The following is a 20,771-nucleotide window of genomic DNA, read 5'->3' on the forward strand; positions in this document are numbered from 1 at the left end:
CCCGCTGTCCGAAGCCCTGGGAAGAGACGTCGGGATGGTCGATTTCCCCGTCACCGCGCTGCGCAGCGTGGAGCTGCTGGTCCCCGACCTCGACGCGGCGGAGCGCTTCTACACCGCGACCTGGGGACTGGGTGTCGCGGCGCGCGCGGCTGGCCGGCTCTGGCTTCACGCGACCGGCGACGACCATCATGTGCTGGCGCTGGAACAGGGGCCGGCGGCGATCCGCTCCGTGACCTTCCGCGCGGCGGCGCTGGACCGCGTGCTGGGCATGGCGCGCGCGGCGGGCGCCGCGATCGTCGCGCCCCCTGCCCCGCTCGACGAGCCCGGCGGCGGCGTTGCCGCGACGCTGCGCGATGTCAGGGGCTTCGTGCTGCGCCTGGTCACCGGCGACGCGCGCCGCGCCGCGCAGGCCCCGTCGCGCGACCGGCCGGACCGCCTCGCGCATGTCAACCTGAACTGCCGCGACGTGGACGCCGTGGCGCGCTTCTTCGAGGACGGACTGGGCTTCCGTCTCGCGGACCGGTCGAAGCTGATGGCGTTCGAGCGCTGCAACAGCGACCACCATGCCGTCGTGCTGGCCGAGGCGCCGGTGGATGGCCTCAACCACGTCGCCTTCAACATGCCGAGCTGGGAGAGCGTGATGCGTGCGTCGGGCCGCATGGTGGATGCGGGCTTTCCGCTGGGCTGGGGCCCCGGCCGGCATGGGCCCGGCAACAACGTCTTCGCCTATTTCGTGGACCCCTTCGGCTTCGTCGTCGAATACACCGCCGAGGTCGAGGTCGTGGCCGAGGACCATGTCGCCCGTGGCCCCGATTTCTGGGTCTGGCCACCCGGCCGCACCGACCAGTGGGGCATCGCGCCGCCCAAGTCCGACGCGACGAAGAAGGCGCAGCTCGCCATGCTGTTCGCGCCGTGACGGAACGCCACGAGGCCGTCGTCATCGGCTTCGGCCCCTGCGGCGCCGTCGCCGCGGGGATGCTCGGCCAGGCCGGCTTCGAGCTGCTGGCGATCGACCGCGCGACGGAGGTCTACGACAAGCCGCGCGCCATCGCGATCGACCACGAGATCCTGCGGCTGCTGGACGGGATGGGCGTGGCCGAGGCCGTGCTACCCTACACCGCGCCCTTCCCGCCATCGGATCACTTTGGAGCCGACGGCCTGCCGATCCGCCACATCGACATGGTGCCGGAGCCCTACCCCATGGGCTTCGTCCCCACCATGGTCTTCACCCAGCCGCCGGTCGAGGAAGCGCTGCGCGCGCATGCCGCAGGCCTGCCCGGCGTGACGGTCGAACTCGGCACCGAGCTCATCGCGATCGAGCCGCGCGAGGACGAGGTCCGCCTGACGCTGAGAGACGCGCACGGCAACAGGCGCGACGTCGCCGCCGGCACCGTCGTCGCCTGCGACGGCGCATCGTCCTTCGTGCGCCGCAGCCTCGGCATCGCCTTCGAGGACCTGGATTTCGACGAGCCCTGGCTGGTGGTGGACCTCCGCGTCTCGCCCTCCGGCCTGGCCAGGCTGCCGGTCAACGCCGCGCAGTTCTGCGAACCTGCGCGGCCCATCACCTACATCGTGGGCCCCGGCAACCACCGCCGCTTCGAGATCATGCTGAACCCCGGCGAGGATCCGCAGTCGATGCAGCGGCCGGAAGCGGTGATGCGCCTGCTGTCGCGCTGGCTCGCGCCGGGCGACGCCGAGCTCTGGCGCGCCGCCAGCTACCGCTTCCACGCGCTCGTCGCGTCCGAATGGCGGCGTGGCCGCGTGTTCCTGGCGGGCGACGCCGCGCACCAGCAGCCGCCCTTCATCGGCCAGGGCATGTGCCAGGGGCTGCGCGACGTCGCGAACCTCGTCTGGAAGCTTGCCGCGGTCCGCGACGGCGCCTCGCCCGCGCTGCTCGACACCTACGGCGAGGAACGCGCGCGCCATGTCCGCACGCTGACCACGCGCATCAAGGCGATTGGCCGGCAGATCTGCGAACGCGACCCCGAGGCCGCGAAGGCGCGCGACGCCGCGCTGCGCGAACAGGGCGGCGGCCGCGCGCCGGTCGTCACGCGGCAGGAGATCGTGCCACCGCTCGAGACCGGCCTGCTCGCGCGGGGCTCGCCCGGCGCCGGCCAGCTCTTCCCCCAGCCCTGGGTGCGCGAGGGCGCGGGCTGGAAGCGCATGGACCGCCTCGCCGGCACGGGTTGGCGCGTCTTCCTGTCCACGGCCGCACCGCCGATCCCGGGCGCGCTGCGCATCGCGCCCGACGGCGACCTCGTCGAACGCGACGGCGTCGCCGACGCCTGGTTCGCGAAGCACGGCGCGATCGCCGCGCTGGTGCGCCCCGACCACTACGTCTTCGGCACTGCCGCCGACCTCGCGCAGTTCGATGCGCTGCGCGCACAACTCACACCGATGGGAATCGCCGCATGAAGCTCGCCAGCTTCCTTCACCACGGCACCGCCAGCTGGGGCGTCGTCGGCGACGGCGTGATCCACGACGTCGGCGCCGTGCTGCGCGGCCGCCTGCCCGATCTGAAAGCCGCCATCGCCGCCGGCGCGCTGAACGCCGCGCAGCAGGAATCCGCCGGCGCCGCGCGCATCGCGCTGGACGCGATCGAATGGCTGCCGGTGATCCCCAATCCCGACAAGATCCTCTGCATCGGCCTGAACTACGAGGAGCACCGCAAGGAGACCGGCCGGTCCGTCGTCGGCAACCCCACGATCTTCACGCGCTTCCCCAACAGCCAGACCGGCCACCTGGCGCCGCTGATCCGTCCGAAGGTCTCGACCGATTTCGACTACGAGGGCGAGCTTGCCGTCATCATCGGCACCTCCTGCCGCCACGTCGCGAAGGACGCGGCCTACGCGCAGGTCGCGGGCTATGCCTGCTACAACGACGGCAGCGTGCGCGACTGGCAGCGCCACACCCACCAGTTCACGCCGGGGAAGAACTTCGTCGGCACCGGCCCCTTCGGCCCCTGGATGGTCACGCCCGACGAGGTCGGCCCGATCGGCCCGCAGCGGCTCGTCACCCGCGTCAACGGCGCCGTGGTCCAGGATGCGAGGCTCGAGGAGATGCTCTTCGATATCCCGACCCAGATCGCCTACTGCTCCACCTTCACGCGGCTCGAGCCCGGCGACGTCATCGCCACCGGCACGCCGGGCGGCGTCGGCGCCAAGCGCACCCCGCCGCTCTGGCTCAAGCCCGGCGACGTGGTGGAGGTCGAGATCGACCGCGTCGGCCTGCTGCGCAACCCCGTCGCCGACGAGACCTGAAGAACAACGAACAGGGAGGAAACCGCCAATGACCACCACGACACGGCGCGCGCTGCTCGGTGCGCTCGCGGCCCTGCCCGCGCTGCCCGTCCTCGCGCAGCCCCGCAGCATCCGCATCATCGTCGCCCAGCCGCCCGGCGGGAACCTCGACATCCTGGTGCGCGGCATTGCGGAGGGGCTGCGCGCCGAGCTCGGCACCGCCGTAATCGTGGAGAACCGCGCCGGCGGCAACGGCGTCATCGGGCTTGAGGCCTGCGCCCAGGCCGCGCCCGACGGCACCACCTTCTGCGCGGTGAACATCGAGAATCTCTCGACCGTCCCCTGGGTCGAGCCGGAGCTCTACGCGCGCTATTCGTCGATCCGGCCCGTGTCGCAGATGGCCGGCGCGCGCAGCGTCATCGTCTCCTCGATGGACACGCCGCCCGGCGACCTGCGGGACTTCGTGGCCTGGGCGAAGGGGCGCAGCGGGCTGAACTACGGCTCCTCCGGCAGCGGGTCGGCGCAGCAGCTGCTGTTTGAATGGCTCAAGGCGCGCGACGGGCTGCAGATCGAGCACATCCCCTTCCGCGGCATCGGCGAGGCCTTCCGCGAGCTGATCGGCGGCCGCATCCAGCTGAGCTACAGCGCGCTCGCGCTCGCCATGCCGCCGATCCAGGCCAATCGCATCCGCCCGCTCGCGGTGCTCGGCCGCCGGCGCATCGCGGAACTGCCGGACACGCCCTCGCTCGGCGAGCTCGGCTATGCCTTCCCCTATGACGGACCGTGGTGGGGGCTGTCGGCGCCTGGCGGAACGCCGGACGCGACCGTCGCACGCATGTCGGAGGCCGTGCGCAACGTCGTCACCAACCCCGACTTCATGCAGCGCATGCTGGCGCCAAACTTCTTCTACGGCATTGGCTCCTCGCCGCAGGACTTCGCTGCGGTGATCACGCGTGAACGCGAGGCGAGCCAGGAACTCGTGCGCCTCGCCGGGCTGCTGCCGCGCTAGATCGGCAGCGGAACCGACAGCTTCTCCGCCCAGGGGCGCAGCGTCGACAGCGTCTCCGGCCGCAGCGCGATGCCCCGCGCCAGCGCGGCTTCCTTGCGGCGCAGGCCGGACTCGCCGGGCAGGCGCACGGCATCGCGGCCGGGCCGCGGCGGGCTCGCGCGGCAGGACGCCGCGATCGCGTCGGCCTGCCGGGTGAAGGCATCCAATCCGGCGAAGGCGCCGGGATCGATCACCTGGATGAAGGCGGCATTGGCCAGGCCCTTCGGCCCGTCGGCGCGGCCATGGCCGGACAAGCCCTGGCTCAGCATCTCCGCCTGCAGCGCCCAGCCATAGCCCTTCTGACCGTGGTCGGTGCCGCCGGCCGGCAGCACCGTCCCACCCTTCTGCAGCACCGCTGGATCGTCAGTCGGCTCGCCCCGCGCATCCATCAGCCAGGGCCGGTCATAGCGCCGTCCTTCCCGCGCCAAACGCAGCGCCATGTTGTTCGTGGTGATGGAGGCGCTGATGTCGACCATCACGGGATCCCCGCCGGTCGGGAATCCGAAGGCCGACGGCGCCGGCGACAGCGCGCCGCGCAGGCCCCCGAAGGGCGCGACCGTCGCCGCGCCGGGTGCGCAGGTCGTCATGGTGAGCACCAGCCCGCGCGACGTCGCGCGTTCCAGATAGGCCGCAAGCGCCCCCATGTGGTGCGCATTGCCGATCGCGATGCCCACCATGCCGAAGCGCCCGACGCGCTCGAAGCCGATGTCGAGCGCGTGGGAGACGAGCCAGCAGCCCGGCAGACGGCGCCCGTTCCAGGCGATGGTCGCCCCGCGGTCGGCGATAACCTCGGGCTCGCCATCCCGCGCCATAACGCCGGATTGCAGATCCTCGAGGTAGCGCGGCAGCAGCGCAACGCCATGCGTGTCGTGACCGAGCAGGTCGGCTTCCGCCAGCACCTCCGCGACGACGCCGGCCTTCGCCGCCTCCAGCCCCGCCGCGCGCAGCAGCGCCGCGGCGAAGCCGCGCAGCCCGTCCACCGTTATCCCACCCGGCCCGTCCATTCCGTCCCCCACCCGCCGCCTCAGCGCGGCGCCGTCCGCCAGACCCGCATCCCGTCACGCTCGAAGGCGGCCAGCCGGCCATTGCGGTCCCATGCCGGCATCGCATCCGGCCGCGCGATCAGGAAGCCCACGCCCTCCTCCCGCAGCCGCGCCAGGGCGGCCGCGGCGTCCGGCGAGTCGCGCAGCCCCGCCAGCGCCGTCACCCGCCGCGCCGCCGCCGGCGCACGGGGCGGGCCGGAGCCTTCCATCACCCCGGGCCGCGAGAGCCAGGCCGGCACGCCGGCGACGCCGATCACCACCGTCGCGTCGTCGAACCAGACCTCCTTGGGATCGAGCCCCAGCATCGCGAAGCTCTCGCCGGGCCGGGCCTCGGCGCGGATCCAGCGCGCGGCCTCGGCCAGGCCCGGGCGCAGCGGCGTCGTGAGGTAGTTCGTCGCCGCCCAGGCCATGCGCGGCTGCCGCGCCGCTGGCAGCCAGAGCGCCGCCGATCCGAGCGCGAGCACCGCGCCGAGCGCGAGCGGCACCGGCCGCGCCAGCGCGGGAAAGGCCAGCAGCGCGAAGCGCGCCGCCCAGGCCGTCGTCACCGCCGTGAGCAGCACGAAGGCGCGCTGCCGGAAATCGGTGATGTCGCCATGGAAGGGCATCGGCGCCAGCAGCATCAGCAGGCAGGCCCAGCCTGCCAGCAGCAGCGGGAACAGGTCGAAGCCCGCCAGCGCGCGCCGCCGGCCGAGCCAGGCCGCCGCCAGAGGCACCAGCAGCCCGAGCACGCCGGTCATCGCCAGCAGCGCCAGCACCAGACCGATCGGCGCGGCGCCGGCCGGGCTCAGCGCCCGGTCGATCGCGGGATAGACCCCGTCGATGCCGGTCGGGTTGTGCCGGATGAACAGCGCCTGCAGGTGCCAGAACAGGTAGTATTCCCACCCGCGCTCCGCGATGGTGTGCCGCCCGATCCAGAGCAGCGCGGCGATCCCCGCGGGCAGGCCGGCCGCCATCGCCAGCAGCCGCAGCCGCAGCGACGGCCAGGGTAGCAGCAGCCAGGCCGTCGCGGCGAAGGGCACGACCAGCCAGACGAAGATGTGGGCGCGCAGCATGAAGGTCAGCGCCAGCATCACGACCGCTAGGCCGAGCTGCCCCCAGCCGCCTTCCCGCGCCCAGGCCACCAGCATCCCCGTCGCCGCCAGCGCCACCGGCAGCGCGAAGAGCGAGCCAGGTGCCGTCTCCATCATCCAGTGGAAGCCGAGGAAGCCGTGCTTCAGCCCGTAGAGCGACGGGTCGGGCAGCAGCGCGAAGAGCAGCAGCGCCAGCGCCCCGCAGGCCAGGCCGCCGAGCGCCCGGCCCAGCGCGAGCGTCCCGAGCGGCATCATCGCCGCGCCGAGCGGGAACCAGAAGGCCGTCACCGCATCGAGCGGCGCAATCAGCCCGAGACGCACCGGCAGCGCCGCCAGCGCATGCGAGCCCGTGTGGTAGAGCGCGGAGGGAATGCCCGCGAGCGCGATATCGCCGCGCTGCATCGCCAGGGGATCGCCGATCTGGGCGATGGTCCCGGCATGGATGAAGACGTCCATCCACATCCGGATCGGCCCGCCCGCAACGAAGCCCGCATAGCGCGCGCTGGCATCGAGCGACCACAGCGCGGCGAAGCCGAAGGCGGCGACCAGCGCCAACCGCCACGCCGGGCCGTTCTCGTCCTCCGGCGCGCCGAAGCGCAGCCCGACCAGGCCGAGCGGGATCAGCGCCCCGCCGAACAGCGGGTCGCCGAGCCCCACGACCCCCGGCAGCATCAGCAGATGCGCCGCGACGGCGAGGCCGAGCAGCAGCGCCGTCTCCGACGGGATGAGCAGCCCGGCGGTCCGGCCGGCGAGCCGCCCCCAGCCCAGCGCCGCCAGCCCGAGGCCGAAGCCGAGCAGCCCGAGCGCGACGCCCCCATTGGCCGCCACCACCACCCCCAGCAGCGCCGGCAACAGGACGATGCCGGCCAGGACCGGGGGGCGGAGGGAAGGCAAGCGGGTCACCGATCCGTCGTTGCAACCGCCCGCCGGGGCGTCAAGCCCGGCGCCGGCGGGCTGGACAAGCGCCGCCGCCTGCCGCACCAGCGCCGGCATGGATGGGGATCGGCCCTTGCGGGACCCGGAACCGGCGGCGGGGGCGGGCGCGCGCCGCCTGTGCCTGGCCTGCGGTGCGGCCGAACCGATCGCCGCGGCCGGGCCGGTCTGGCCGCCCGGCCACCCCTGCCCCGCCTGCGGCCATGCGGTGCCGGTCGAGGAAGGCATCCCCCTCTTCGCCCCCGCCCTCGCCGACACCGTCGCGGGCTTCGACCCCGCTTCCTTCGCGCGGCTCGCTACGATGGAGGAAGGCCATTTCTGGTTCGTGCCGCGCAACGCGCTGCTCGGCGGGCTGGCCGCGCGGCACGCGCCGGGCGCGCGGCGCATCCTCGAGATCGGCTGCGGCACCGGCTTCGTCCTCGCCGAGCTCGCCCGCCGCTTTCCCGCCGCGCAGCTTGTCGGCAGCGAGCTCCATCCCTCCGGCCTGCGCACGGCGCGTGACAGGCTCGGCGCCCGCGCCGCCTTCGCCCAGATGGATGCCCGCGCCATCCCCGCGGAAGGGGCCTTCGACCTGATCGGCGCCTTCGACGTGATCGAGCACATCGAGGAGGATGAGGCCGCGCTGGCCGCCATCCACGGCGCGCTGGCGCCAGGCGGCGTCGCGATCGTCGCGGTGCCGCAGCATCCCTGGCTCTGGAGCGAGGCGGACGAGGTGGCGCACCACGCCCGCCGCTACCGCCGCGGCGAGATGGAGGCGAAGCTGAAGCGCGGCGGCTTCGCCGTGCTGCACAGCACCTCCTACTGCGCGCTGCCGCTGCCGCTGATGATGGCGAGCCGCGCCCTGGCCCGGCTGCGCCGGCGGGCTGGCGAGGCGCCGCAGGCCTCCGAGGTCGAGGCCGCGCCCCCCGGCCCGGTGAACGCCGCGCTGCGGGCGGTGCTGCAGGCCGAGGTCGCGCTGGGCCGGGCGGGGCTGCGCTTTCCCGTCGGCGGGTCGAGGGTGGTGGTGGCGCGCCGCGGGACATGAGGCGCCTCGCGCGCGCCTGGCCGGTGCTGGTCGGCGCCGCCGCGCTGGGCTGGGTCGCCCTCACCTTCGATTGGGGGCAGGCCGGCGCGGCGCTGGCGCGCATCCGCCCCTGGCCGCTGCTGCCCGAGGTCTTCCTGCTCTCGCTCGCCGTCTATGCCGCCTGCGCCGTGCGCTGGATGGCGATCAGCCGCCTGCCCTGGCGCGCGCGGACCATGGCCAGCGTGCATGCCTATGTCACCGTCACCATCGCGCTCGGCATCGCGACGCCCATGCAGCTCGGCGAGGCGCTGAAGGTGAAGTACGCGCGCGACGCCGGGCTGCCGCTCGGCGCCTCCGCGGTGAACCTGGTGCAGGAAAGGCTGCTCGACCTCGCCGCCATCGCGGCGATGGCGGCGGCGGGGCTGCTGCATGGCCTGACCGGCTCTGCCGCGCTCGCCCTGGCCGCGCTGCTGCTGCCGGTGCCGGTCGCGCTGCTGCCGCGGCTCGGCCGGCGCTGGATCGCGCGCAGCCCGCGCCTGCTCGCCTGGACCGGCCCGCCGCTGCCCGCCCCGGCGGTCGGCGCGGTGCTGGCCGCCACCGTCGCCAAATGGGGCCTGACGCTCGCCACCTGGCTGGCGCTGCTGGCCGCGGTGGACGTCGTGCCCGGCCCCTGGCAGGGGATGCTGCTGCTCGGCGCCGTCGCGGGGGCAGGCATCGTCTCGATGGTGCCGGCCGGGCTCGGCGTGCAGGAGGTCTCGGCCATGGCGCTGCTCGCCGCCATGGGCTACCCGGCCGAGGCGGCGGAGGCCGGCGCGCTGGCGCTGCGGCTGCTGTTGCCGGTGATGCTGGTCATCGGCGTCCTGCATCTGCCGCTGCTGCGGCACGGAGCCCCCAGGAATGGCTGAGAAGAGCGGCCTCTTCGCGATCCTGCGCCGCCCAGCGGTCTACGACTTCGTGCAGTGGCTGTTCCGCGCCGAGCGCAACCGCGCCTGGTTCGCCGGGACCTACCTGCGCGCCCGCGAGGGGGAGCGCATGCTCGACGTGGGCTGCGGCACCGCCGACATCCTGCGCTACCTCCCGCGGGTGGACTATGTCGGCTTCGAGCCGAACCCGGACTATGTCGCCGCCGCGCGCGCCGCACATGGCGCTGCCGGCACCTTCCATGCCGGCTTCTTCGACGCGGCGGCGGCCGCCGCGCTCGCCCCCGTGGACCTCGCGCTGGTCGGCGCGGTGCTGCACCACATGGACGACGCGCAGGCCACCGAGCTTTTCGCGCTGCTGCGCCGCGTGGTGAAGCCGGGCGGGCGGGTGGTGACCATCGACAATGTCTACGCGCCCGGCCAGAACCCCGTGGCGAAGCTGCTGATCGGCCTGGACCGCGGCCGGCATGTTCGCGCCCCTGAGGCCTATGCCGCGCTGGCCGCGCCGCATTTCGGCAGCGTGACGGGCGAGGTCGTGCACCAGGCCTGGCCGCCCTACACCTTCTGGATCATGACGGCGCGCTGAGCGCCGCGAGTTTGGAGCCGCCGCCGCCGCCATGGTAGCCTGACGTCATGCGCGAGATCGTCATCTTCGGCGCCGGCGACATCGCGGCGCTCGCCTGGTTCTACTTCACCCATGACACCGCGCGGAAGGTCGCGGCCTTCACGGTGGACGCCGCCTATCGCCAGGGCGACACCTTCATGGATTTGCCGCTGGTGCCGTTCGAGGAGATCGCGGCGCTGTATCCGCCCGACCGCCATGACCTCTTCGTCGCGCTGAGCTATGCGAAGCTGAATGCCGTGCGCGCCGCGAAATGCGCGGCCGCCCGCGCACTGGGCTACACGCTGCCGAGCTATGTCAGCAGCCGCGCCACGGTCTTCGCGGACCTGTCGCACGGCGACAACTGCTTCATCCTGGAAGACAACACGATCCAGCCCTTCGCGAGGATCGGCAACAATGTCACGCTCTGGTCCGGCAACCACATCGGCCACCACTCCGCGATCGAGGACGATGTCTTCATGGCGTCCCACATCGTGGTCTCGGGCGGCGTGCGGATCGGCCAGGGCTGCTTCATCGGCGTCAACGCGACGCTGCGCGACCACATCACCATCGGGCCGCGCTGCGTCGTCGGCGCCGGCGCGCTGCTGCTGGCCGATGCCGAGCCCGAGGGCGTCTACATGGGCGCCGCGACGGAGCGCGCGCGCGTACCCTCTACCCGCCTGCGCGGGATCTGAATGCAGCGCTGGTATTCGCTTGGCCATGTCTATGTCGCGGCGGGCGAGAACGACTGGCTGGCGAGCCATGCGAGCTACCCGACGCCGCTGGTGCTGCCGGACGGGCGGCTGCGCGTCTTCTTCTCGCCGCGCGACCGCGGCGGGCGCTCCTCCATCTTCTCGCTCGACCTCGCGCTGCGGGGCGACGGCTTCGAACGGCTCGGGCCGCCGATAGGGCCCTGGCTCGAGCCCGGGGCGCGCGGCGCCTTCGACGACGCCGGCGCGTCGGTGTCCTGCATCCTGCCTCGAGCGGATGGCGGGATCGAATGCCTCTATCTCGGCTGGACGCTCGGCGTCAGCGTGCCCTTCCGCACCGCGATCGGCGTGGCGACCGCCGGCCCGGGCGAGACGCGGCTTCGGCGCGCCTCACCCGCGCCGCTGCTGGACCGGAGCGCGGAGGATCCCTTCGTGCTAGGTTACCCTTGGGCGCTCGATCGCGATGGCGAGCGGTGGCTGTGGTACGGCACGCACCTCTCCTGGGGCGCCGGCTGGATGGAGATGGACCACGCGATCAGGCGTGCGGTGCGTGGCACGGGCGGCGCCTGGCGGCGCGACCCCGAGCCATGCCTGCGCCCCGCCGGCGGCGAGGAATTCGCGCTGTCGCGCCCCTGCGTGCTGCGCGACGCCGAGGGCTGGCACCTGTGGTACTGCCGACGCTTCGCGGAGTACCGGCTGGGCTATGCGCATTCGGCAGACGGCGTGACCTGGACGCGCGACGACGACGCGCTTTACTTCGACGGGGCAGAAGAGATCCGCACCTATCCCGCCGTCTTCGACCTCGGCGGCCGGCACTACATGCTGCACAACGGGGCCGGCTACGGGCGCAGCGGCTTCTCGCTGGCGGTGCTGGAGGCCTGAGCCGACGTCACCCGTGCCGCACGATCACGGTGAACTCCCACAGCCCGTAATCCTGCAACAGCGCGACATGCCGGCCGTAGCGGTCGAGGCACATGCGCAGCATGTCGGCGGGGTCGGCGTAATGCAGGTCGGACCGGCGCCTGTCCGGGTCGCTCGATAGGCTCAGCACGTTGAAGGCGAAGCCGCGGCGGGATGCGCGCGACAGCGTCGCGATCGTGTCCTCGACATGCGCCCGCCATTCGGCATCGGGCGTCGCGCCCTTCACGTTGAGGATGCCGCTGCCGATCGCGTAGTCCTCCGCGCCCTCGGGCACCGCGCCGACATGCCAGGCGCGGTCCGCGCCCTCGCCGTGCAGGGCGCGCGCGGCCTCGATCATCGGCGCGGCGAGGTCGTAGCCGACGAAGCGGCCGCGATGCCCGGCCGCGCGCAGGAAGGGCAGGAAATCGCCGTAGCCGCAGCCGAGATCGAGCACCGAGGCGTCGGGATCATCCCCGACGAGCCGCACGAACTGCCGGTGGCGCAGCCGGTGCGACGCCTCGCCATTCCAGTCCACGCCGCGCGGCGTCGCCCCGTGCTCCGCGATGCGGCCGGCATAGTAGCTGCCGATCCAGCCGAGCAGCGCGTCGCGATCCCCGGTCAAGGTGCCGCCCCGGCCCGATGGACGGCACGGATCACCGTGTAGGGCCGCCGCTTCGTCTCCTGCAGGATGTTCGCGATGTAGAGGCCGAGCACGCCGAGGATCATGACGATCGTGCCGCCGAAGAACCAGACGGAAAGGATGACGGAAAGCCAGCCCTCCACCCCGATCCCGTGCACCAGCCAGCGCATCAGGAAGAAGCCCATCGCGGCGAGGGACAGCGCGAAGACCAGCAGGCCGAAGTGGAAGATCACGTGCAGCAGCCGCGTGGAGGTCGTCGTGACCTGCTGCACCGCCATCTCCAGCCGCCGGCGGAAGCTGTAGGTGGTCGGCGAAAGGGAGAGCTTGCGCACCTCCATCGCCGTCTGCCGGAAGCCGGTCGCAAGCCAGAGCTCCGAGATCTGGAAGGACCGGTCCTGGTGCGTCACCAGCGCGTCCACGTAGGGCCGCCGCATCAGCCGCGCCGTGACGAGGTTGCGCGGCAGCTTGCTGTCGCTCAGCGCGCCGACCAGCGCGTAGAAGGCCGCCCCGGCGACGCGATCCACCAGCCCGCCGCGGCGCTCGGCCTGGACGCCATAGACGACGTCCCAGCCGCCCTGCTGCATGGTCGCGTGGAAGGCCCCGAGGATCTCCGGCTCCTCCTCGAGGTCGCTGTCGAGCAGGAAGACCAGCTCGCCGCTGGACTGTGCGAGGCCCGTCATCATGGCGCGGTGGTGGCCGAAGTTGCGCGACAGCTCCACCACGACGACACGTGGATCGCCGCGCTGGATCTCGAGCGCAAGATCCAGGCTCTCATCCGGGGAGCCGTCATCCACCAGCACCATCTCGACCTCGTCGGCCACCGCCTCCGCGGCCTGCATGGCGCGGCGGTGGAACTCCCTGAGGCCGGGCGCGGACCGATAGAGCGTCGAGACGATCGAGAGCTTCATGCCGGCCGAGCCGATAATCCATCGAGCCGCGCCTTGTCCATGCGGCCGGGCGCGGCGCCGGGTCTTGCGGCCTCGGCGCCATCGGCTATGGAAAGGCGCCGCAACGACGGAGGCGCGCCATGGACCCGGTCAGCCGCTACGGCGTCAGGATGGCGCTGCCCGAGGGCGACGCGCTCGACGAGGCCGCGGAAAGCCTGCGCCTGCTCGGCTTCGCCGTGGTGGACAGCGGCCTCGACGCCGCGGCGCTTGACGCGCTGCGGCGGGATTTCGATGCGCTGCGCGCGGCACGGACCGCTCGCTTCGGCGCCGCACGCCTGGCCGCGATCGGCGAGGCCGAGCTGCTGCGCTGCCCGCTGGCGGAGTCCGCGGCCTTCCTGTCGCTCGCCGCAAACCCCGCGATCCTCGCACTCTGCGAGCGGCTGATCGGGCCGGGCTTCGTGCTCAACCAGCAGAACGGCATCGTCAATCCCGCCGGCGCCCAGACCTACAGCCAGTCGCCCTGGCATCGCGACCTGCCCTACCAGCACTTCGTGAGCTCCCGCCCGCTCGCGATCAATGCGCTGTTCTGCCTCGACGAGTTCACGCTGGAGAACGGCGCGACCCATGTCCTCCCGGCCTCGCACAAGGAGGAAGCCTTCCCCTCCGCCGCCCTGATCCGGCGCGAGGCGCGGCAGGTCGCCGCCCCCGCCGGGTGCTTCATCGTGCTGGACTGCATGGCCTATCACCGCGGCGGCGTGAACCGCAGCGGGATGGACCGCCGCGCGGTGAACCATCTCTACGGCATCGCGATCCTGCGCCAGCAGATCGACCTGCCGGCCGCGCTCGGCGAGGGCTTCACGGCCGACCCCGCGCTGCGCCAACTCCTCGGCCTCGCCCACCCGCAGCCGCGTTCGGTCGAGGAATACTACGCGATCAGGGAGAGGAAGTGCTGAAGGGCCGCCCCAGCAGCGCCGGCGCGGCGTCGCCGGTGTTGAGGATCAGGTCCACTACGCTCACCGCGGGTTCGAAGCCGTCCCAGAGCTGGGGATACTCGGGGTAGCCCGCGTAATCCATCCAGGCGACGTCGATGCCGCGCCGCGCGAAGGGCGCGGGATCGAGATAGGCCTTCGCCGCCGGCCCGGAGAGGTAGCGCGATGCTCCTGCCGCCTCGGCCAGCGCGGCCAGCCGCTCCGACGGGTCCATCCCCGGCAGCGCGTCGCGCGGCAGCAGCGCGCCGTCGCGCAGCACCGGCCGTTCGATCCCCAGCCGCGCCATCGTCGCGCGGATCAGCGCCTCGTTCACGGCGGTCAGCATCGGCTCCGCGGCGACGGCGGTCAGCGCGCGCTCGATCCAGGGGAACTCCGCCTCGAAATGCGCGGCGCGGCGATAGGCCAGCGCGATGGCGCGCAGATGCTCCGCCGCCCAGCCCGGCCCGGCGATACGCGTCTCGTCCACGGCCTGGAGGTAGCGCCCCTTCACCTCCACCGGCACGGTCAGCCATTGCGGGCCCTGCGCCGTCCTGATGCGGTTGCGGTTGCGCCAGTCGCGGCGCGTGTACTGCACGCTGTCGAGCAGCACGAGCGCATCGGCCTGGCGCAGCATGTCGAACCAGCCGCGCCAGGGTAGGTAGTTCGACTGCGTGACGACGACGGTGCGCGCCATCAGCGCGTGGCGTCCCCCAGCGCGGCGACGACGCGGTCCACATCGGCCTCGGTGAGCGCGAGGTGCATCGGCAGCCGGACCAGCCGCGCGGCGACGTCATCCGTCACCGGCATCGGCGCCGGCGTGCGCGCGAAGCGCAGCCCCGCCGGCGCGGAATGCAGCGGGACATAGTGGATCACCGCGCTGACGCCGAGCTCGCCGAGCCGCGCCAGCATCGCCTCCCGCGCCGGGGCCGAGCGGGCGAGCACGTAGTAGATATGGCCGTTGTGCCCGGCCTCGGCCGGCACCAAGGGCCGGCGCAGCCGCCCGGCCTGCTCGAGCGGCGCCAGGGCTGCGTGGTAGCGGTTCCAGGATTGCAGCCGAGCTCGCGTGATCTCGCGGCTCTGCTCGAGCTGCGCAAGCAGGAAGGCGGCGGTCACCTCGCTCGGCAGGAAGGACGATCCGAGATCCACCCAGGTGTAGCGCGAGATCTCGCCGCGATAGAACTGCGCGCGGTTGGTGCCCTTCTCCCAGATGATCTCGGCGCGCAGCGCGAAACGGGGGTTGTTGACGACCAGCGCCCCGCCCTCGCCGGCGATGACGTTCTTGGTCTCGTGGAAGCTGAGTGCCGCGAAGTCGCCGAAGCCGCCGAGCGGCCTTCCCTTCCAGGTCGCGTGCAGCGCCTGGGCCGCGTCCTCGATCACCAGCAGCCCGTAGCGGCGAGCGAAGGCGGAGATCGCCTCCATGTCGCAGGCGACGCCGGCATAGTGCACGACGCAGACCGCGCGCGTGCGCGGCGTGACCGCCGCCTCCAGCAGCGTCTCGTCGATGTTGAGCGTGTCGGGGCGGATGTCCACGAAGACCGGCACGGCGCCGCGCAGCACGACGGCATTGGCGGTGCTGGCGAAGGTGAAGGACGGCATCAACACCTCGTCCCCGGGACCGAGGTCGCAGAGCAGGGCCGCCATCTCGAGCCCCGCGGTGCAGGAATGCGTCAGCAGCGCCCGCCCGCCCCCGGTGAAGTCCGAGATCAGGCCGTGGCAGGCCTTGGAGAAATGCCCGTTCCCCGCGAGGTGCCGGCGCTCCAGCGCCTGGCGGATATAGTCGAATTCCTTGCCGGCCAGGGTGGGCGCATTGAAGGGCACGCGGTCGCTCATGGGCGACCCGTTACACCAGGGCGGGCGGAAGGGCCATCGCCGGCGCGGCCGCGCCGTCGCAGCCAGGCCCGTCAAGGCTCCGTCTTGGTTCCGCCGGCTTCCGACGCCACCTGGTCGAGGGAGACGTCGCGCTCGATGCCGCCCACCAGGGCGGCCAGGCCTTCGCGGCGAAGCAGGTCGCGCACGCGCCCGCGCGCGCCGACGATCCGCAGGCCGATCCGCCTCGCCGAGACGAGATCATGCAGGGTGCGCAGCATGCGCGCGCCGGCGAGATCCATGGTAGGCGACGACGACAGGTCGCACACGACGAGGCGGATCGGCCGGTCGCCCGCGTCCAGCCGCTTCCGCACGGCATCGAGGACGTTGTCCGCGTTGACGTAGAGCAGCGAGGCCTCCGGCCGAAAGGCGAGCACGCCCTCGATCGGCAGGTTGTCGGGATGACGCTCGGTGTCGCCGAAGATCGCCGTGCCGGGCACCCGGCCGAGGAAGGCGACATGCGGCCGGCTCGCGCGCAGCAGCAGCATTAGCACCGAGGCGAGCGCCGCCAGCAGCACGCCCTGCAGGATGCCGAACAGGAGCACCCCGGCCAGCGCCACCGCGGCGGCGACGAAGTCCGTGCGGCTGAGCTGACAGAGCCTGGCCAGCGCGCGGAGGTCGATCAGCCCGGCGACGGCGGTCAGCACGATCGCGGCGAGCACCGCCTTGGGCAGATCCGCCAGCGGCCCCGTCAGGAACAGCAGGCAGAAGGCGAGCGTCGCGGAGCAGACAAGAAGCGACAGCGGGCTGACCGCGCCCGCCCGCTCGTTCACCGCTGTCTGCGACAGGCCGCCGGCAACGGGGTACGCGCCGCCGAGGCCGGCGAAGAGGTTCGCGCTGCCGAGCGCCAGCAGCTCCTGCCTCGGGTTCACGTCGTAGCCGTGCTTCTCGGCGAAGCTGCGCGCGGCGGAGATCCCCTCAATATAGGCCAGCAGCACGCAGCCCGCGGCGAGGGGAAAGATGCCGTCCACATCCGCGAACCCCAGGGAAGGCAGGCCGATCCCCGGCAGGCCTGGCGGGATCGCGCCCGTGACGACGACGCCCCGCGCGCGCAGGCCGAACGCCGTCACGCACAGGATGCCGAGGACGACGACGCCAAGTCCGACCGGCCAGGTCGGCATCCGCCGCGCGCCGAGCAGGAGAAGCGCGATCGCCGCGGCGCCAAGCGCGAGCGTCACGGGGTTCGTACCGGGTATCTGGCCGGCCAGCAGGACGACGCGCTCGATCACGTTGGTGCCGCCGCCCGGCACGCCGAAGAGGCTCGGCATCTGCGTCAGGGCGATCGTGATCCCGGCGCCGGCGCGGAAGCCGATGAGGACGCTGTCGCTGATCAGCTTCACCAGCACGCTCAGCCGCGCCACCCAGGCGACCAGGCAGACCAGCGCGACGGCGAAGGCGGTGAGCGTCGCGATCTCGAGATGGCGCGCGGGATCGCCGCCCGCCATGCCCGCGACGCTCGCGCCCACCATGAGCGAGATCGCCGAGGTCGGCCCGATCGCGAGCTGGCGGGAGGAGCCGAGCAGCGCATAGCCGATGCCGCCGAGCATGTAGCCATAGATCCCGACTTGCGGCGGCAGGCCCGCGAGAGCCGCGTAGGCCAGCGCGACGGGAATCGCATAGGCGGCCAGCGTCACGCCGGAGACGAGATCGGACCGGGCGGCGCGGGCGGAATAGCGGCCGAGCCAGGCGGCGGGCGGGAAGCCGATCACCGGGGGATCCTTCGCGCGGCGGCCCCGCCGGGCGCTACTCCTCCGGCGGGGCCGGGGATGATCCTCGGCGGCCGATGGGCGTGGCCTCGAAGGCGGTGACCGCCAGCGCCGCCACCAAGCCCGTGAAGAGGATGCCCAGCAGGCCGATCGCGACGGCCATCACCCTGGTCACGCGCGTGCTCGGGGCGAAGTCGCCGTACCCGATCGTGAGGCTGGTGACGAAGGCGAAGTAGATGCCCTCCGGCACGCCCCATCTCTCGATGACGCCGACCACGCCGCCGAGGCTCGCGATCAGCAGCATGAGGCCCGACAGCACGGGCCACATCACCCGCAGGCGGCGAAGCAGGGCGAGCAGGAAAAGTCGGCGCAGGTCCGACAGCGCACCTGGTTCCATCCGGGTCAGCCTCGAGAAAGCGGCGATCGACAATACGCGCGGGCGCGGCAGGTCGGCCCGACAAGCCCGTGCGTGGCGGGCTGGCGCTCAATCCGCGACCTTCTCCCAGCCCTGGCCGGGATCGAAGCTCGCGATGCCGGCCGCGATGCGCGCCGTCTCCGGTCCCAGATTGGCCTGCCAGACATCGCCCGCGTGGCTGATCATGAAGGTCATGATGCCCGTCGAGCCCCAGCGATACGGTGTCGCGATCGCCGCCCAGCCCCCGATCATTCGCCCGTTCACGACGTAGTCCGCGGCCCCGCCCGGCGCCGCGGGGCCCTGTCGCTCCAGCATGCGGAAGAGATAGCCGTGGAAAGGCTGCGGCGTGTCGGCGCGCGTGCGGGCGTAGCCGCCGGCGCTCGCCGCCGCGAGCATCGGGCCGAGCGGGCTGCCGGGCTCGCCGGGCGCCGTATCCCAGTAGAGCCCGTCGCGCTGCCCGGGTGTCGAGAAGAAGCGCCTGGCATAGGCGCTGAACGCGCCCTGCCGCCCGGCCGTGCGGGCATAGTCGTCCTGCGCGTCCGCGATCGCGCGCAGCGTCTCGATGGTGTCGAGCTCGTTGCGGCCGATGCGGCGGTCCAGGATCTCCTGCCGGGCGGCCGCGGAATCGAAGCGCCAGGCATTGCCGCGGCGGACCAGCGGCAGCGGCAGCGGCCAGCCATCGGGGCCGACCTGCAGCACGGCCCGGTCGGGCGAGGGCCGCGTGATCTCCGACTTTTCCGCCTGCGCCGCGAGGAAGCGTTCCCGCGCCTGGCGCGCGATGCCGGGATCGATGTCGCGCACCAGCGGCATGTTGGCCGAGCCGATCACGCGCTCCAGCCGCCGCATCTCGCCCGAGCGGATGGCGGCGACGAAGGCGGCGAAGCCGTCCTCCGGCGAGCCGAAGGCTTGCGGCGCGACCGCCCGCGGCGCCTCCGCACGGGGCTCTGAAGGAGCGCCCGCGGTGTCCGCGGCGGGCGCCTGTGCCCAGGCGGCGCCGGCCACCAGCAGCGCCGCCAGCGCGCCTCTAATCGTGGATGCGATCGCGTCACGCATGGTCAGCGCCTCCCCCCTCGGCCACCGCCGCCGCCACCGGCGCGTGCGCCACCACCGCCACCCCGGTGCGGTGCCGCGGCGGCGCGCTGCGGGGCCTGCCGGCTTGCCGCGCCGCGCTGCGCGGCGGCACGTTCGGCGCCACCGCTGCCCATACCCTGGAAGGCCTGTGGAGACCGCTGCGGAGCCGGGCGCTGCTGCACTTGCGGTCGGCCGTTCGGCGATTGCGGAACCGAGGGTCGCTGGGCTGCCGCCGGGCGCTGCGCGGCGCCGGCCTGGGCCGCGCGATTGCCCGCAGCCGGGCGGTCCGCGGCGCCCGGGCGCTGGCCGCCGGCGGCCGGGCCGCGATCGGCCAGGTTCTGCCGCTGCGCGCCGCCGGCCTGCCGGTCGCCCGGTCCGCCGCGGTCTCCGAGCCCGCCGCGGTCACCCACTCCGCCGCGATCGCCCACGCCGCCCCGGTCGCCCGGTCCGCCGCGGTCTCCGAGCCCGCCGCGGTCGCCTACTCCACCGCGATCGCCCACGCCGCCCCGGTCGCCCAATCCGCCGCGGTCTCCGAGCCCGCCGCGGTCGCCTACTCCACCGCGATCGCCCACGCCGCCCCGGTCGCCCAACCCTCCGCGGTCGCCAACGCCGCCTCGGTCTCCAAGCTGCCCGCCTCGGTCCACCTGGTCCATGCGTCCCCGGAACTGCTCCCGGCTCTGCGCCCGGTCCCGCGCGGCCTGGCCGCCATCCCCGCGGTAGCGGTCGCGGACCTCCTGGTTCCGATAGGCGACGCCCTGGCGGTGCGAGGAATCGTGCCGCCAGGTGTTGCCGCTTATCTGCTGCCGGTTGACGTTGATGTTGTTGTAGCGGTTCGCATTCACGTTGATGGACCCGCCGCCCCAGCCCGGCGAGGCCCAGCCCCAGAGCGAGCCGACCAGCGCCACGCCGCCGGCGAAGGCCATGCCGGTCAGCAGGGCCGATCCCAGCCCCCATCCCGCGGGCGGCGGATAATAGGCCGGCGGCGCGGCGGGATAGGGCCAGGTCCCGTAGACGACGTTCGGGTTGTAGGCCGGGACATAGACCGTCTCGGGCTGCGTGGGCTGAATCACGATCGTCTGGGGCGGCGCCTGCACCACCGTCGTCGCGGCGGCCGACGTCGTGGGCGGCCTGACCGTGGTCTGCGACACCGTGACGGTCTGCTGCGGCCCGCTCTGCAGATGGCCGGCGGCCTGGGCGCGGCCGCGCAGGACCTGGACGGTGTTGAGCACGTCCTCCTGCTGGTCCAGCAGCGCGTCGCCGACCTGCTGGGTCCATTCCAGCTGGTCGTTCATCATCGCCAGCACGTCGGGGAAGGGCACCAGGGACTTCACCGAGGGATCCCAGGGCTGCGCCTGCAGCGCCTGTGCCAGCGCATCGCCGCGCAGCTGCGCGTTCTGGCCCTGCCGCAGCCAGCGCTGCGCCTGCACGACCTCAAGCGGATAGGTCGCCGCCATCATGACCTGCGTCAGGAGCTCGTCCGGGTAGAGCGCGATCGGCGCGAGCAGCTGCTCCAGCTGCATCTGGGTGAGACGCTCACCCTGCGGCGCCTGGACCGGCGCGGGTGCCGGACTTGGCGCCTGGGCGAAGGCCCAGTGCGCGGGAAGGCCGGCGGTGGCGGAGACCCAGCCGATGCTTGCGACGCCAAGCAGCAGCGCCGCGCGCCGCCAGCCCGTCACCGGCACAGGGGCCTGCTTCGTGCCTGCCAGTCTCATTGCCATTCCCCACCTGCGCCGGCGTCGAGTCGCCGCTCC

The 20,771-nt window shown here is 73.1% G+C and carries 20 protein-coding genes; 10 read left to right on the top strand and 10 right to left on the bottom strand.

All coding sequences use genetic code 11. The features are described from left to right. Positions 1-34 precede the first annotated feature (34 nt). The 4 genes from ACLF3M_RS05220 to ACLF3M_RS05235 are packed head-to-tail and all read left to right on the top strand — an operon-like array spanning position 35 to position 4,248. Positions 35-916: a VOC family protein gene (locus tag ACLF3M_RS05220; RefSeq protein ID WP_430655800.1), complete on the top strand. Its 882-nt coding sequence runs from the start codon at positions 35-37 to the stop codon at positions 914-916. Further along, complete coding sequence (locus ACLF3M_RS05225) at positions 913-2,415, top strand: bifunctional 3-(3-hydroxy-phenyl)propionate/3-hydroxycinnamic acid hydroxylase (RefSeq protein ID WP_430655801.1); 1,503 nt, start codon at positions 913-915, stop codon at positions 2,413-2,415. Before ACLF3M_RS05220 ends, ACLF3M_RS05225 begins: the two co-directional genes overlap by 4 nt. Then, the gene (locus ACLF3M_RS05230; protein WP_430655802.1) at positions 2,412-3,260 is read left to right on the top strand and encodes a fumarylacetoacetate hydrolase family protein; all 849 of its coding nucleotides are present in this window, start codon (positions 2,412-2,414) and stop codon (positions 3,258-3,260) included. Before ACLF3M_RS05225 ends, ACLF3M_RS05230 begins: the two co-directional genes overlap by 4 nt. Positions 3,261-3,288: 28 nt before the next feature. Next, positions 3,289-4,248 carry a tripartite tricarboxylate transporter substrate binding protein gene (locus ACLF3M_RS05235; RefSeq protein WP_430655803.1) on the top strand — a complete coding sequence of 320 codons (960 nt, stop codon included), beginning with the start codon at positions 3,289-3,291 and terminating at the stop codon, positions 4,246-4,248. Here the strand turns inward: ACLF3M_RS05235 and ACLF3M_RS05240 are convergent. Together ACLF3M_RS05240 and ACLF3M_RS05245 are read right to left on the bottom strand one after the other, a co-directional pair. Continuing rightward, the gene (locus ACLF3M_RS05240; protein ID WP_430655804.1) at positions 4,245-5,291 is read right to left on the bottom strand and encodes an Ldh family oxidoreductase; all 1,047 of its coding nucleotides are present in this window, start codon (positions 5,289-5,291) and stop codon (positions 4,245-4,247) included. The genes ACLF3M_RS05235 and ACLF3M_RS05240 overlap by 4 nt on opposite strands. 20 nt (positions 5,292-5,311) lie before the next feature. After that, a complete protein-coding gene (locus ACLF3M_RS05245) occupies positions 5,312-7,294 on the bottom strand; it encodes a hypothetical protein (protein WP_430655805.1) in 1,983 nt (660 codons plus the stop codon). Positions 7,295-7,409: 115 nt separating this feature from the next. On the opposite strand from ACLF3M_RS05245, the gene ACLF3M_RS05250 reads away from it, so the two are divergent. From ACLF3M_RS05250 to ACLF3M_RS05270, 5 genes are read left to right on the top strand one after another with little or no spacing between them, the layout of a single operon-like run. Continuing rightward, positions 7,410-8,357 carry a class I SAM-dependent methyltransferase gene (locus tag ACLF3M_RS05250; protein WP_430655806.1) on the top strand — a complete coding sequence of 316 codons (948 nt, stop codon included), beginning with the start codon at positions 7,410-7,412 and terminating at the stop codon, positions 8,355-8,357. Further along, positions 8,354-9,241: a lysylphosphatidylglycerol synthase domain-containing protein gene (locus ACLF3M_RS05255; protein WP_430655807.1), complete on the top strand. Its 888-nt coding sequence runs from the start codon at positions 8,354-8,356 to the stop codon at positions 9,239-9,241. Before ACLF3M_RS05250 ends, ACLF3M_RS05255 begins: the two co-directional genes overlap by 4 nt. Continuing rightward, positions 9,234-9,842 (top strand): class I SAM-dependent methyltransferase, encoded by a 609-nt coding sequence (locus ACLF3M_RS05260; protein ID WP_430655808.1) that lies wholly within the window; start codon positions 9,234-9,236, stop codon positions 9,840-9,842. Before ACLF3M_RS05255 ends, ACLF3M_RS05260 begins: the two co-directional genes overlap by 8 nt. A 47-nt stretch (positions 9,843-9,889) precedes the next feature. After that, on the top strand, positions 9,890-10,552 hold the full coding sequence (locus ACLF3M_RS05265; RefSeq protein ID WP_430655809.1) for an acetyltransferase: 663 nt from the start codon (positions 9,890-9,892) through the stop codon (positions 10,550-10,552). After that, a complete protein-coding gene (locus ACLF3M_RS05270; RefSeq protein WP_430655810.1) occupies positions 10,553-11,449 on the top strand; it encodes a hypothetical protein in 897 nt (298 codons plus the stop codon). A 7-nt stretch (positions 11,450-11,456) separates the two neighbouring features. On the opposite strand, the gene ACLF3M_RS05275 is transcribed toward ACLF3M_RS05270, so the two are convergent. Together ACLF3M_RS05275 and ACLF3M_RS05280 are read right to left on the bottom strand one after the other, a co-directional pair. Then, positions 11,457-12,089, bottom strand: coding sequence for a class I SAM-dependent methyltransferase (locus tag ACLF3M_RS05275; RefSeq protein WP_430655811.1), 633 nt, complete (start codon positions 12,087-12,089; stop codon positions 11,457-11,459). After that, entirely contained in the window at positions 12,086-13,015 is a 930-nt protein-coding gene (locus ACLF3M_RS05280; protein ID WP_430655812.1) for a glycosyltransferase family 2 protein, read from the bottom strand. The genes ACLF3M_RS05275 and ACLF3M_RS05280 overlap by 4 nt, the downstream gene beginning before the upstream one ends. Before the next feature lie 119 nt (positions 13,016-13,134). On the opposite strand from ACLF3M_RS05280, the gene ACLF3M_RS05285 reads away from it, so the two are divergent. Further along, positions 13,135-13,947, top strand: a complete 813-nt coding sequence (locus tag ACLF3M_RS05285) for a phytanoyl-CoA dioxygenase family protein (RefSeq protein ID WP_430655813.1) — start codon at positions 13,135-13,137, stop codon at positions 13,945-13,947. On the opposite strand, the gene ACLF3M_RS05290 is transcribed toward ACLF3M_RS05285, so the two are convergent. From ACLF3M_RS05290 to ACLF3M_RS05315, 6 genes are all read right to left on the bottom strand, one after another. Then, entirely contained in the window at positions 13,928-14,656 is a 729-nt protein-coding gene (locus ACLF3M_RS05290) for a WbqC family protein (RefSeq protein ID WP_430655814.1), read from the bottom strand. The two genes, ACLF3M_RS05285 and ACLF3M_RS05290, sit on opposite strands and share 20 nt — an antisense overlap. Further along, positions 14,656-15,792, bottom strand: coding sequence for a dTDP-4-amino-4,6-dideoxygalactose transaminase (rffA, locus tag ACLF3M_RS05295; RefSeq protein ID WP_430655815.1), 1,137 nt, complete (start codon positions 15,790-15,792; stop codon positions 14,656-14,658). Before rffA ends, ACLF3M_RS05290 begins: the two co-directional genes overlap by 1 nt. 71 nt (positions 15,793-15,863) lie before the next feature. Continuing rightward, entirely contained in the window at positions 15,864-17,537 is a 1,674-nt protein-coding gene (locus tag ACLF3M_RS05300; RefSeq protein WP_430655816.1) for a SulP family inorganic anion transporter, read from the bottom strand. A 34-nt stretch (positions 17,538-17,571) separates the two neighbouring features. Next, on the bottom strand, positions 17,572-17,931 hold the full coding sequence (locus tag ACLF3M_RS05305) for a potassium channel family protein (RefSeq protein WP_430655817.1): 360 nt from the start codon (positions 17,929-17,931) through the stop codon (positions 17,572-17,574). Positions 17,932-18,018: 87 nt separating this feature from the next. Then, the gene (locus ACLF3M_RS05310; RefSeq protein WP_430655818.1) at positions 18,019-19,002 is read right to left on the bottom strand and encodes a DUF2950 domain-containing protein; all 984 of its coding nucleotides are present in this window, start codon (positions 19,000-19,002) and stop codon (positions 18,019-18,021) included. Positions 19,003-19,004: 2 nt separating this feature from the next. Continuing rightward, positions 19,005-20,732 carry a DUF3300 domain-containing protein gene (locus ACLF3M_RS05315; RefSeq protein ID WP_430655819.1) on the bottom strand — a complete coding sequence of 576 codons (1,728 nt, stop codon included), beginning with the start codon at positions 20,730-20,732 and terminating at the stop codon, positions 19,005-19,007. Positions 20,733-20,771 lie beyond the last annotated feature (39 nt).

Source organism: Falsiroseomonas sp. HW251, assembly GCF_050563545.1.
Taxonomy (GTDB): Bacteria; Pseudomonadota; Alphaproteobacteria; order Acetobacterales; family Acetobacteraceae; genus Falsiroseomonas.

Coding starts and splice junctions, on each gene's coding strand:
- ACLF3M_RS05220 (WP_430655800.1), top strand. CDS start 35: ATGGTCGATTTCCCCGTCACCGCGCTGCGCAGCGTGGAGCTGCTGGTC.
- ACLF3M_RS05230 (WP_430655802.1), top strand. CDS start 2,412: ATGAAGCTCGCCAGCTTCCTTCACCACGGCACCGCCAGCTGGGGCGTC.
- ACLF3M_RS05235 (WP_430655803.1), top strand. CDS start 3,289: ATGACCACCACGACACGGCGCGCGCTGCTCGGTGCGCTCGCGGCCCTG.
- ACLF3M_RS05240 (WP_430655804.1), bottom strand. CDS start 5,291: ATGGACGGGCCGGGTGGGATAACGGTGGACGGGCTGCGCGGCTTCGCC.
- ACLF3M_RS05255 (WP_430655807.1), top strand. CDS start 8,354: ATGAGGCGCCTCGCGCGCGCCTGGCCGGTGCTGGTCGGCGCCGCCGCG.
- ACLF3M_RS05260 (WP_430655808.1), top strand. CDS start 9,234: ATGGCTGAGAAGAGCGGCCTCTTCGCGATCCTGCGCCGCCCAGCGGTC.
- ACLF3M_RS05265 (WP_430655809.1), top strand. CDS start 9,890: ATGCGCGAGATCGTCATCTTCGGCGCCGGCGACATCGCGGCGCTCGCC.
- ACLF3M_RS05270 (WP_430655810.1), top strand. CDS start 10,553: ATGCAGCGCTGGTATTCGCTTGGCCATGTCTATGTCGCGGCGGGCGAG.
- ACLF3M_RS05280 (WP_430655812.1), bottom strand. CDS start 13,015: ATGAAGCTCTCGATCGTCTCGACGCTCTATCGGTCCGCGCCCGGCCTC.
- ACLF3M_RS05285 (WP_430655813.1), top strand. CDS start 13,135: ATGGACCCGGTCAGCCGCTACGGCGTCAGGATGGCGCTGCCCGAGGGC.
- ACLF3M_RS05290 (WP_430655814.1), bottom strand. CDS start 14,656: ATGGCGCGCACCGTCGTCGTCACGCAGTCGAACTACCTACCCTGGCGC.
- rffA (WP_430655815.1), bottom strand. CDS start 15,792: ATGAGCGACCGCGTGCCCTTCAATGCGCCCACCCTGGCCGGCAAGGAA.
- ACLF3M_RS05305 (WP_430655817.1), bottom strand. CDS start 17,931: ATGGAACCAGGTGCGCTGTCGGACCTGCGCCGACTTTTCCTGCTCGCC.
- ACLF3M_RS05310 (WP_430655818.1), bottom strand. CDS start 19,002: ATGCGTGACGCGATCGCATCCACGATTAGAGGCGCGCTGGCGGCGCTG.
- ACLF3M_RS05315 (WP_430655819.1), bottom strand. CDS start 20,732: ATGAGACTGGCAGGCACGAAGCAGGCCCCTGTGCCGGTGACGGGCTGG.